Origin of the sequence: Promineifilum sp. (SeqCode), assembly GCF_041918635.1 — a bacterium.
GTDB lineage: Bacteria > Chloroflexota > Anaerolineae > Promineifilales > Promineifilaceae > Promineifilum.
In genome coordinates, this window is record NZ_JAYRVJ010000642.1 from 1 (window position 1) to 11812 (window position 11812).

The window sequence follows — 11812 nt, forward strand, 5'->3', positions numbered from 1 at the left end:
ACGCCCGGCTACCGCGACGCCTTCACCCTGTTTCGCCTGCACCGGGCGCGGCTGGTCGGCCTGCCGGTGGATGCCGAGGGGCTGCCCGTCGACCGCATCCCCGCCGGCTGCCGGGCGCGGTTCGTCTTCGTCACGCCGTCGCACCAGTTCCCCAAGGGAGGCACGATGCCGTTGGCCCGGCGGCAAGCGTTGCTCGGCTGGGCGCGGGAGCGCGGCGCGGTGGTGGTGGAGGACGACTACGACGGCGACCTGCGCTACGAAGGGCGCTCGCTGGCCGCGCTACAAGGGCTGGACGAGGACGGCCGGGTGGTGTACCTGGGCACGTTCTCCAAGGTGCTCTTCCCGGCGCTGCGGTTGGGCTATCTGGTGCTGCCGCCGGCGCTGGTGACGCCCTTCACCCGCGCCAAGGATTTAGTGGATCGCGGCGCGCCGACGCTGACCCAGGCGGCCGTGGCCGACTTCATCGGCGAGGGGCACTTCGAGCGCCACCTGCGCCACCTGCGCCACCTCTACGGCCAGCGGCGGGCGGCGCTGGCCGGCGCGCTGGCGGAGTACCTGGACGACCGCGTCTACTTCTCGCCGGTGGCCGCCGGGCTACACGTGATGCTGTTCCTGGAGCCGGAGGTGGACGAGGTGGGGTTGGTGCGCGAGGCGGCGGCGCGCGGGGTGCGCGTCTACGGCGGCGCGCCCTATCATCTGGAGCAGCCCGCCCCGCCCTCCATTCTGCTCGGCTTCAGCGGCCTGAACGAGGCCGACATCGTTGAAGGCGTGCGCCGCCTGGCGGATGCGGTAGGGTAGCCTACAGAGTCCGCATCCTCAGATGCGCACTCTGTGAGATACTTCTTTCCTAGCCCTATCTAATAATAGGCGAGTAACGCACGGCGCACGCCTCGCCTGATCCTCTTACGTCGGCGATGCTCGCCAACCACCCGGCCAAGCGGCCGTCAGGCGGGGCGCACAGGCCGGTGTCATCGAACCAGAAGCGCTCCAGCGCCAAACCCGCCAACGACAGCGGGAGCGGCGCGTTCAAGTCCGGGTTGCCCGATAGCTCCAGCGTCGTCAGGGAAGAGAGGGCGCTCAGTTGCGGCCGCAGCCCGCCCATTAGCCCGTTATTCGCCAGCGCCAACCCCACCACGTGCCCGTTCTGGCACTGCACGCCGTACCAGTTGCACGGGTTCTTGTCGCTCAGCCAGCCGGCGTTGCGATCCCACTGCCAACCGCCGGTGGCGGTATAGAGCGCATCGAGCGCCTCACACTCAGCCTTGGGCATGGCGGTCACGCCATCGCAAAACGCTGGCTTCAGGGTCGGGATGAGGCACCATTCGACCAACGTCCCCTCGTCGAGACTCACCTCATCCATCACGTTCAGCCGCCAGCCTCCGGCTAATGGCAGGCCGCTCAGCGAGGATAGCTTACCCACCGGCGCAATGGAGCCTCTAATAGCCGGCGGCTCCGTCTGGCAGGCCAGGTCTTGCGGGGCCATACCTTCATCAGCGATTGTGGCGTCGATGTTGGTGCGCTGCTCACAGAACAGGCCATAGGCCGGCCGGTGCAGCAGCAGCACCGATTCGCCCGAATTGGCATAGGTCAGGGTGGCCCACAGGTCGGTCACATAGGTGTGGTCGATGCGCACATAGACGTTCAGATCGTCTACAATGCCGGGCTCGTCCAGCACCATCACGTCAGAGGCGGTGACATTGTCGGGGGGGATGGGCAGATTCACCGTATGGCAGTACATCACCTGGGTGATCAGCCGGAAAGGGAGCGACGTGGTGCGGCCACAGGCGTTTTCGGCCGTCACCCGCCAGTAGTATGCTGTCCCCCCTTGCAAACGCGCATCCGGCTTGTGGCTTGTGCCGGCGACGGTCGCGCTGTAGATGACGTGGCTGAACAGTTCGTCCAAAGCCACTTCCAGCCGGTACTGCAACGCGCCGGGGATAGCCGACCAGGTGAACGCCGTATGAACGTCCACATCGGCGGCGTTGGCGGCCGGCTCGACCAGTTGCGGCGCGGCGGGCTGGCCGGCGGACACCGTCAGCGCCAGGCCGGCCGCGTGCTCCAGCCCCGGAGCGGTTCCCCGCGCCTGTACCTGATACGTCCCGCCAGCCACGCCGGCCGTGTTGATGGTCAGCGCGCTCGTCCCCGGCGGCGTGAGCGTGGCCGGGTTGAACCGGGCGCTGGCCGCCGGGGGCAGATTGAGGGCGTGCAAAGTGACCGGCTCGGCGAAGCCCAGCCGCGGCGCGACGGTCACCACGAACTGCGCCGGCGTCCCCGCGCACACGGCCGCCGCCGCCGGCTCCACGCTGACGCGGAAGTCCGGCTCATAGACGATGCCCGTCTGACCCAATATCCATGCGGAAAACTTCGACACGCGCGCGTAGACGCCCGGTAGTCCGGGCTGGGCGCAGCCCGAACCCCAACTGGTGACGCCGGCCAGCTCCCAGGCCGCGCGCCCCGCGTCGTAGATGACCAGTGGGCCGCCGCTGTCGCCGTAGCAGGTGTCCTTGCCCCCCTCGAGCGGGCCGGCGCACAGCATTGTATCGGTAATTCCGCCGCCGTAGCCCTCGGCGCACGCCTGCTGGGTGGCAATGGGTAGCTCGACCTCGCGCAGCCTCGCCGGATAGGTATTGGTCCACAGGTCGCTCATGCCCCAGCCAGTAGCCGTGGCCTCTACTCCGGCCAGCGGCCCCACATCCTCGCCCACAATCCGCACCCGCTCGATGGGCAGCACGGTCTCGCCGCCCGGCCGGATGTCGGCCGGCGTCGCCAAACGCAGCAGGGCGATGTCGCTATCGTACTGCGTGGCGATGCCGTAATCGGGGTGGATGAGGATTTGAGCCACGTCGAGCACCTGATAATTGGGATCAGGCACGACGAGATCGTGGATGCCGGCGACCACCTGGAGACCGCTCGCGTCGGTGATGGCGGCGCAATGCGCGGCGGTGAGTACCCATTGCGCGTCGATGAGCGAGCCGCCGCAGAACTGGTCCCAGTACAGGTCGCCGCCGGCGTAGATCAGCGCCACCTGCCAGGGCCACTCGCCGGGGTCGGCCTCGCGGCCGCCGATGATCGTTGGGACGTTCGGCTCGGGCGGCTCCGCGTGCGTGCGCGCCGGGACGACCGCCAACAGGCCAATAGTCAACGCCAAAAGGGCCGCGCTCAGATAGGCCGCGCGATAGCCAGACCGGAACAACGGACTATGGAACATGGTGGACCTTCCCTATCGATCGGGGGCGTCTGGCACACTACACGCAAGACCCGACCAAACCCTTGTAGGTAAATTATGGATAACCACAATCGAAAATGCAATGGCTCAACGGGCGATCATTTGGTAAAACGGCCGCCGCGGGTAAAAATATCGGGCCGGGCTTGGCCCTTTTTACATTCCGGGCCAAGCGCCCAAGGAGCGCGGCGTGAGCGAGGAAAACGAGTTCGCTTTCGACTGGCGCGAGGTGGCGCGGCTGGCGCTGGCCTCGCGGCTGATGGACGAGATGGAAGAGCGGGAGTTGACGCCGCAGGGGCACGTCACTTACCAGTTTTCGGCCCGCGGCCACGAATTGGGCCAACTGCTGTTGGCCCAACTGCTGACCCGGCCGCTCGACGCCGCCTCGGTCTACTACCGCTCGCGCCCGTTCATGCTCGGCAGCGGCCTGACCCTGGAAGAGGCGTTCGCGTCGGACATGGCCCGCGCCGGCGGCATGAGCGAGGGGCGCGACGTGGGCGTGGTGTTCAACCTGCCACGGCGCGGCCGGGCGCTGGTGCTGCCCATGGCCGCCGACGTCGGCTCGCAGTTCACGCCCGCCGCCGGCTATGCCCAGGCCATCGGCTATCGGCGCGACCAGTTGGGCGAGGCGGATGCCGCCGGCAGTATCGCCGTCGTCTTTGGCGGCGAGGGGTCGGTCGCCAGCAATGGCTTCTGGTCAGCCCTGACGATGGCGACGACGCTGCGCCTGCCGCTGCTGTTCGTCATCGAGGACAATAACTACGCCATCTCCGTCAAGAGCTGGCTCCAGACGCCGGGCGGGAATATCGCCGCCAACCTGGCCTCGTTCCGCGACCTGGCCATTTGGGATGGCGACGGTACGGCCCCGGCCGAAGCGGCGGCGCTGGCGGCGGCGGCCGTGGCCCACGTGCGCGACGGAGGCGGCCCCGGATTGCTGCGCCTGACCGTGCCGCGCCTCTCCGGCCACTCCAGCGTGGATAACCAGGCCTATAAGACCGAAGAGGAACGCGCCGCCGAGTGGGCCTGCGACCCTATCCCGGCCCTGTGCCGCTTCCTCGTCCCATCGATCATGGACGAGGGCGAGTGGCGGGCGCTGGAGGAGACGGCGGCGGCCAACGTGGCCGCAGCGCGCGACGCGGCGCTGGCCCAACCCCAACCCGATCCGGCGCGGGTGACCGGCCGCGTCTGGGCCGCCGGCTCGCCTCGACCGACGGTCGGTGGGCTGGCCGCCGCGGGCGTGACCCTGCCGGCGGGCACTGACCAGCCCGAGCCACCCGACCCGCGCCGGCTGACGATGGTCGAGGCCATCCGGCGCACGCTCGACGGGGAGTTGGCCGCCAACCCGCGCTGCCTGCTCTTCGGCGAGGATGTGGGGCACAAGGGGGGCGTGCACGCGGCGACGCTGGGACTGCAACACAAGTACGGCGAGGCGCGGGTCTTCGACACCAGCCTGTCGGAAGAGGGTATCATCGGCCGGGCGGCCGGCATGGCGCTGGCCGGCCTGATGCCCGTGCCGGAAATCCAGTTCCGCAAGTACGCCGACCCGGCCACGGAGCAACTGCACAACATCGGCTCCACGCGCTGGCGGACGGCCGGGCGCTTCGCCGCGCCGCTGGTGGTGCGCATGCCGGGCGGCTTCCGGCGCATCGGCGACCCGTGGCACAGCGTCACCGACGAGGCGGCCTTCGCCCACGCCGTCGGCTGGCGCGTGGCCTATCCATCGAACGCCGAGGACGCCGTCGGACTGCTGCGGGCGGCGCTGCGCGGCGATGACCCGGTGATGTTCTTCGAGCACCGGGCCATGCTTGACGCGCCCTCGGCCCGGCGCGCCTATCCGGGGGATGAGTACGTGCTGCCCTTTGGCCGGGCGCGGATTGTGCGGCCGGGGGAGGCGCTGACGGTGGTCACGTGGGGGGCGATGGTGGAGCGCTGCGAGACGGCGGCCGACGCGGCCGGCGGCAATATCGAGATCATCGACCTGCGGACGATTGTGCCCTGGGATCGGGAAGCGGTGCTGGCCTCGGTGCGGAAGACAGCGCGCTGCCTCATCGTGCACGAGGATTTCCAGTTGGTCGGGTTTGGGGCGGAGATCGCCGCGGTTGTCGTCGAGGAGGCATTCCTGGACCTGGACGCGCCGGTGTTGCGGCTGGGCGCGCCGTCGGTGCCCGTGCCGTTCAACACGGGGCTGATGGACGGGATGATCCCGCGGGTGGAACAGATTCGGGAGCGAATGGAGTGGTTGTTGGGGTATTAAGAGATCGTCCGCAGATTTCGCAGATTACGCAGATTTTTCAGAAGGCGCAACCCACTTCAGAAAGTGGGTCGCACCTGTGAGGTAGTATCCCGCTTTACACCATCAGCGCGCCAAGCGGGCTATACTATCGCTTGCAACGCCGCCCCCGTCGACGCTAAGTGCCGCCTCCTCCCTTATTGAACGGTTAGTTCAGTTGCCGGTTTGGTTCTATGGCGCCGCCAGGACGACGATTGCAGGACATACCATGATTCAAGCAGAGAACCTGACGAAGGTCTATCGCATTCCGGAGAAAGACCCCGGCGTGGCCGGAGCGTTCAAGGCGCTCTTCCGACCGCGCTTCCAGTCGAAGACGGCGGTCAAGGATGTGACCTTCACCATCGAGCCGGGCGAGATCGTCGGCTACATCGGCGTCAACGGCGCGGGCAAGTCCACGACGATCAAGATGCTAACCGGCATCCTGACGCCGACGGGCGGGCGCGTGAGCGTGCTCGGCCGCGACCCACACCGGGAGCGCGTCGCCAACGCCCGCGATATCGGCGTCGTGTTCGGCCAGCGCACGCAGTTGTGGTGGGACCTGGCGCTCATCGAGTCGCTGACGATGGTCGGCCGCATCTACGAAGTGCCCGACGCGCGCTTCAAGCAGCTCATCGCGGAGTTCAGCGAGACGCTGGACCTGAAGGAGCTGCTGAAGATACCCATCCGCAATATGTCGCTGGGCCAGAAGATGCGCGCCGAGTTGGCGGCGACGCTCATCCACGAGCCGCGCATCGTCTACCTGGACGAGCCGACGATCGGCCTCGACCTGCTGGTGAAGGAACGCATCCGCGAGTTCATCAAGCGCGTCAATCAGGAGAAGGGCACGACCGTCGTGCTGACGACCCATGACCTGGGCGACATCGAGGAGTTGTGCAAGCGGGTGCTGATCATCGACAACGGCGTGCTCATCTACGATGGCTTGCTGGACACGATCAAACAGCGCTTCGGCAAGTATCGCGAGATCATCTTCGAGACGGCCGCCGACCTGAACGGGCTGGTCGTGCCGGAGGGGGCGGAGTTGCTGGAGAAGAGCGAGCGGCGGCTGGCGCTGCGCTTCGACCGGACGCAAACCTCGGCCAGCCGGGTCAGCGCCAGCGTCATGAGCCAGATCGAGGTGATTGACCTGTCGTTGAAGGAGCCGGATTTGTCGCTGGTGGTCAAGCAGATTTATCGGGGCGGGCTGAAGGAAGCAACGAGTGACGAGATCGAGAGCGCGCCCGTCGCCGTTGTCCCGGTCTGACAGAAGAAAGGAACATCCGCAGATTTCGCAGATTATTGAGAGCGGTGTTGGCGAACCGGTATGTATATCTGTTGTGAAATGAGCGGAGGGGATTATGGTCTGGCGGCTGACGCAGGGAGGGCGCGCCTACACCGCGATGGCGGCGATGATGCCCAAGCTGTTCCTGGCTTACCAGTTTCAAATCTGGTTCAACGTCGTCATAGACTTCATAGCCCTCGCCATCACTGTGGCCTTCTGGCAAGCGGTCTTCGCCGGACGGAGCGAGGTCGGCGGGCTGACGGCGACGCAGACGCTCAACTACGTCATGATGGCGCGCATCTTTCACGATGGCGTGTATCAGACGAACATGCTGCGCTCGATGGGCGAGTTGGTGCGCGATGGCGGCATCCTGACTACCCTGCTGCGGCCCCTGGACTTTCAGGGCGCGATGTACCTGCAAAACCTGGTTCACCTGGGGCTGAACGTCATGATGAAAGCACCGCTAGCGATCTTCGCCTGGCTCGTCTTCGACCTGCGCCTGCCCGGCGACCCGCTGGTGTGGCTGGCCTTCGTCGTCACTCAACTGCTGGGCCACGCGGTGATGTTCTGCTTCGACTGGATAGTGGCCTGCGCCGTGTTCTATACCACAGACGCCTGGGGCCTGGCGACGGCGCGCGCCGGGATCGCGACGTTCTTCAGCGGCATGTTGATCCCGCTGGCGATGATGCCAGCGTGGTTGCGGACTATCGCCGCCGTCCTGCCCTTCTCGCAGGCGGTCTACCTGCCCATCTCGGTGCTGAGCGGGCTGACGCCGTTGAGCGCACTGCCGCGGCTGTGGCTGATGCAGTTGGCTTATCTGGCCGTTTTGCTCGTCCTGTCGCGGCTGGCCTTCAGCCGGGCGGTGCGCGTGGTGACGGTGCAGGGCGGATGAACTGGACGAACGACCTATGACAATCGCGTTGAAAAATGGGTTGCGGCGCTACGGCGCGATGGCTGCCGTCACGCCCAAGATGTTCATGGCTTATAGCATTTGGGTCTGGATGGAGTTCTTCGTCCAGATGATCTTCGTCGTCATCTACGTGGCCTTCTGGCGGGCGGTCTTCGCTTCGACCGAAACGGTCGGCGGGCTGACGCTGGATCAGACGCTGAACTACATTTTGCTGGCGCAACTCATCGGCAACGCCAGCATGAACACCGATAAGCTCTACGACTTCGGTGTAGGACTACGCGAGGGACAGATCGCGGCGGCCTTGTTGCGACCGCTGGATTACCAGGGGGGGATGTACGTCCAGAACGTCGCCCACATTGGCCTCAACCTGGTGTTACAAGCGCCGCTGGCTCTGTTCATCTGGCTGGTCTACGGCCTGCAATTGCCGTCGGAGCCTTTGATCTGGCTGGCTTTCGCCGTCACCATGGTACTCGGCTACACGGTGATGTTCTGCTTCGACTGGATCATCGGCTGCGTGGCCTTTTATAGCACTGAGGTTTGGGGCCTGAGCGTCGCCCGCTTCGGCCTGGCGCTGTTCTTCAGCGGCGCGCTCATCCCGCTGAACATGATGCCCGACTGGCTGCGCACCATCGCGAGTATCCTGCCGTTTTCACAGGCAGTCTACCTGCCGGTGTCGCTGCTGAGCGGCATTACGCCGCTGAGCGCCATGCCGCGCATCTGGCTCATGCAGGTTGTGGCGCTGGTCGGTCTGCTGGCGCTGTCGCGGATCATGTTCCGGCGCGCGCTGCGCGTCATCACGGTACAAGGAGGCTAGGTCATGGTCGCACGGGCTACCGCGCTGCCGCACTACGCCGCGCTCTACTGGCTGTTCTTCAAGAATCGCCTGAAGATCCTGATGGAGTATCGCGCCAACTTCCTGATCGGCGCGACCTCGACCATTTTCCTGCAGGCGGCCGGCCTTTTAACGATTTGGGTCGTCATGAGCCAGATTCCCGACTTGAAGGGCTGGAGCCTGGCCGAAATCCTGCTCATCTATGGCCTGATCACGTTGTCGAAGTCCATCAACCACATGTTCGCCGACAACCTGTGGACGCTGGGCCGCGACTACGTGCGCACGGGTACGTTCGACCGCTTCATGGTGCGGCCGGTCGATCCGCTGTTTCACCTGCTGGCCGACCGCTTCTGCCACGACGGCATCGGCAACTTCCTGGTCGGGCTGGCGCTGATTATCATCGCCGCGGGGCGGCTCGACATTACGTGGACGCCGCTGCACGTCGCCTATCTGGCGCTGATGGCCCTGAGCGGCGGGGTCATCTTCATCGCCCTGAACCTGATTACCTCGGTCAGCGGCTTCTGGCTGATGGACTCGGTTCCCGTGACGCGCGTGGTGTTTGAGATGCACGAGTTCGCCAAGTACCCGCTGGTCATCTACCCGCAGGCCATCACCGTCCTGCTGACCCTGCTCATCCCCTACGGCTTCGCCTCGTTCTATCCATCCCTCTACCTGATGGGGCGCGAGGTCGCGCCGGCGCTGGCCTGGGGCGCGCCGGCCGTGGCCGCCGCGCTGATGGTCGTAGGTCTGGCGGTGTGGCGCTTCGGGCTGCGGCACTATGGCAGCACGGGGACGTGAACCAGCTTTGGTACGTCGGTAGGGCGAAATTGCCGGATTGGGTCTTGCGACGCCTTACTCCTTTTGCTATGCTATAGCCCACTCAACGCGAGATAGCCAGTCGCGTGGCTAGAGATATAGAAGCGCCGAACTTGTTCGGCTTGAACTTCGTCAGCCAAAACCGAATACACCGCGGCCCAATGTTTGTATTGGTATCGTCTGAGAAAGTCGCAGAATGGGTATCGTGCCATGCTTGATGACAGCGAGCGCAAACGGATCAAGCGACTGATGAGAGCGCGCTTCGCGCTGGGCGAGCTGAAAAGCCTTGTCAGCGACGCCGGCGCGTCGTTCGACGACGTGGTGCGGCAACCCACCGATTTGAGCAGCGCCATCATGGACATCCTCGATGACGCCGAGCGCAACAGTTGGACGGCCGACCTGTTGATCGCGTTGGTCGATCACTTCAACAACCAACCAGTGCCCCTAATCGCCGACATTGCCGAGGTCGAGGCGATCTTGAAGGCGCTGCGAGAGCGGTTCGGACGGGGCACGGCGCTGGACGATCCGTTCGCCTCCTGCTTCGCCCGCGGCGGCCGGCCCTTCATCAACCGACCCAAAGTCCGCGATGCGTTCAAGAAGATGGCGCAGCCGGGCGGCGTCCCCATCCTGGTCGTCAATGGGCCGCCGGACAGCGGCAAGAGCTACTCCAAAGAGCTGCCCAGCTTTGTGTCGGCCATTCAAGAGCAAAAGGGGTTCCACATCTTCTACTGCGACCTAAGTGAGAACAGCCAGTTGTGGACGGCTGAGAAACTCGTGCGCAGCATTCTACTGGCCTGGTCGCTGAATGAACCCGTACCCGCCCAGGTCAGCCAAAGCTCCAGCCACGCTACCGAGTTGAGCGAGTGGCTGGCATCGAAGACACCCGCCGGCCAGACCTGGTGGATCATCATTGACAGCCTGTCCAAGATCACGCCCGATCCGGGGCTGCTCGACTTCCTCAACGCCCTGGCCAGCCACATCGCCAACATACCGCGGGCGCTGCGTCTGGTGCTGCTGGATGTGGGCGACAATCCCCTGCCGCCGTCGGCCGAATTGATGACGGATCGGCTGACCATCGGGGGGTGGGCGGCGACCGACCTGGTCGACCACTACTTCAAAACGTTGCACACCGCCCAGGCAGCCGGCGCACCTTTTGACGTCCAACTGGTGGGCAGCAAGGCGCAAGCGATTCTCGACCGCGTATCGGCCGAAGCCGATCGCCTGAAGCGCCACACGCTGCTTAGAGATTTGCTCCTGGAAGCGACGACCGAGTTAGGTCTTGGCTGAAGCGGCTTTCCCACGGAGACAGTTATGGCAGCACAGTCAAAAGCGCCCGGCGTTAGCGACGTTCCGGAACTGACGCCGGAGGAGCTGGCGCTGCAAAGTTACCGTTTTGCGGCGGCCGTGCTGTCAACCTTTAACCCCGAGGCGCTGCGCCCACTGGATCGTCGCTATGACGGCAACGAGGATGCAGTACTAGACCTGCTGGAGGAGTGCGAGCGCGCGCAGACCGCCAGCGAGGGCTGGCAGTGGACGTTGCGCAACAGCGTGCGGCGGCCGGCGCTGATAGCCCTAGGCATGCGGCCGGCGATCAAACGCGCATTGCGAGCCAACAAACTCCGCCCGCAGGATACCCTGCAACGCATCTTCGAAGCAGTGATCGCGAAAAAGCTACCCCGGCTGGAAGACCAGACGGTTGAGGAACTGACCGCCACGCTGCAAGTGCTCGATTGGCTGGAAGGGGTGATCGACGGCCTGCCCAGCCGCCAGGATGTGATCGACCGGCTGGAGTGGCAGCAACTCTTGCAGCCCTTCCGCCAGCTGGTTGGCGACCACTTCCGCGGCCGGGGCGAGGAGTTGGCGCGCCTGCACCGCTACCTGGCCGAGGTTCAGCCCCAGCGCTCCATCTACCAGTCGCTGCCCTTAATGATTTACGGCGCGGGCGGCGTGGGCAAGTCCACGCTTCTGGCTAAGTTCGTCCTGGAAACGATAGACGAAGCCCGCACGCCAAACTTCGCCTTCGCCTACTGGGATTTCGACCGCGCGACGCTGTTGCCGGAGGAGCCGGTGACGCTGTTGGCCGAACTGGTGCGGCAACTGGGCCTCCAATTGCTGCCGATCAAGCCCATGGCTCGCGACTTGCGCCAGCAGTGGCTTACGGAGTTGGCGCAGTCGGCTGCCGGACGCCTGGCGCGGACCGGGCAGGGGACAGGCGCAAAGGGAGCCTACCGCGAGGCGGGCCAGCGGGCCATCGTCCAGGGGCGTGAGGGCCTCTCCCAATCGCTTTATGAACTGCGGCGGTTGATCACCGAACTGCCTCAGGCGCAGGAACTGCGGCTGGTGCTGCTGCTGGACACATTCGAGCGCGTGCAGGAATTGAGCTTTGACTTCACCCTCGCTCTGTGGGATTTCCTCAACGATTTACAGGCGCTGTTCCCCTACATGCGCGTGATCGTCTCCGGCCGCGCCCGGTTGAACGAGCA

9 protein-coding genes are annotated in these 11812 nt (G+C 65.4%); 8 read left to right on the plus strand and 1 reads right to left on the minus strand.

Annotated features, from left to right (window positions below; translation table 11 throughout):
• Window positions 1-798, plus strand: a 798-nt coding sequence (locus ACE3UY_RS18880; protein ID WP_374689030.1) for a PLP-dependent aminotransferase family protein, incomplete at its 5' end; no start/stop codon positions are given.
• A gap of 55 nt (window positions 799-853) precedes the next feature.
• Here the strand turns inward: ACE3UY_RS18880 and ACE3UY_RS18885 are convergent.
• Window positions 854-3208, minus strand: coding sequence for a trypsin-like serine protease (locus tag ACE3UY_RS18885; protein WP_374689031.1), 2355 nt, complete (start codon window positions 3206-3208; stop codon window positions 854-856).
• Window positions 3209-3413: 205 nt separating this feature from the next.
• Here ACE3UY_RS18885 and ACE3UY_RS18890 point away from each other — a divergent pair, with 205 nt between their 5' ends.
• The 7 genes from ACE3UY_RS18890 to ACE3UY_RS18920 all read left to right on the plus strand — a co-directional run.
• A complete protein-coding gene (locus ACE3UY_RS18890) occupies window positions 3414-5477 on the plus strand; it encodes a transketolase C-terminal domain-containing protein (RefSeq protein ID WP_374689032.1) in 2064 nt (687 codons plus the stop codon).
• 244 nt (window positions 5478-5721) lie between these two features.
• Window positions 5722-6753, plus strand: coding sequence for an ATP-binding cassette domain-containing protein (locus ACE3UY_RS18895; protein ID WP_374689033.1), 1032 nt, complete (start codon window positions 5722-5724; stop codon window positions 6751-6753).
• A gap of 94 nt (window positions 6754-6847) precedes the next feature.
• Window positions 6848-7663: an ABC transporter permease gene (locus tag ACE3UY_RS18900; RefSeq protein ID WP_374689034.1), complete on the plus strand. Its 816-nt coding sequence runs from the start codon at window positions 6848-6850 to the stop codon at window positions 7661-7663.
• Between the two features lie 16 nt (window positions 7664-7679).
• Window positions 7680-8495, plus strand: a complete 816-nt coding sequence (locus ACE3UY_RS18905; RefSeq protein WP_374689035.1) for an ABC transporter permease — start codon at window positions 7680-7682, stop codon at window positions 8493-8495.
• Between the two features lie 3 nt (window positions 8496-8498).
• Window positions 8499-9311 carry an ABC transporter permease gene (locus ACE3UY_RS18910; protein ID WP_374689036.1) on the plus strand — a complete coding sequence of 271 codons (813 nt, stop codon included), beginning with the start codon at window positions 8499-8501 and terminating at the stop codon, window positions 9309-9311.
• 267 nt (window positions 9312-9578) lie between these two features.
• Entirely contained in the window at window positions 9579-10616 is a 1038-nt protein-coding gene (locus tag ACE3UY_RS18915; RefSeq protein WP_374689037.1) for a hypothetical protein, read from the plus strand.
• A gap of 24 nt (window positions 10617-10640) precedes the next feature.
• The coding region (locus ACE3UY_RS18920; RefSeq protein WP_374689038.1) for an AAA family ATPase at window positions 10641-11812 on the plus strand (1172 nt) is incomplete at its 3' end.

Excerpts from the sequence above, each read along its gene's own strand:
- ACE3UY_RS18885 (WP_374689031.1), bottom strand. The coding sequence starts at position 3,208 with ATGTTCCATAGTCCGTTGTTCCGGTCTGGCTATCGCGCGGCCTATCTG.
- ACE3UY_RS18895 (WP_374689033.1), top strand. The coding sequence starts at position 5,722 with ATGATTCAAGCAGAGAACCTGACGAAGGTCTATCGCATTCCGGAGAAA.
- ACE3UY_RS18900 (WP_374689034.1), top strand. The coding sequence starts at position 6,848 with ATGGTCTGGCGGCTGACGCAGGGAGGGCGCGCCTACACCGCGATGGCG.
- ACE3UY_RS18905 (WP_374689035.1), top strand. The coding sequence starts at position 7,680 with ATGACAATCGCGTTGAAAAATGGGTTGCGGCGCTACGGCGCGATGGCT.
- ACE3UY_RS18910 (WP_374689036.1), top strand. The coding sequence starts at position 8,499 with ATGGTCGCACGGGCTACCGCGCTGCCGCACTACGCCGCGCTCTACTGG.
- ACE3UY_RS18915 (WP_374689037.1), top strand. The coding sequence starts at position 9,579 with ATGAGAGCGCGCTTCGCGCTGGGCGAGCTGAAAAGCCTTGTCAGCGAC.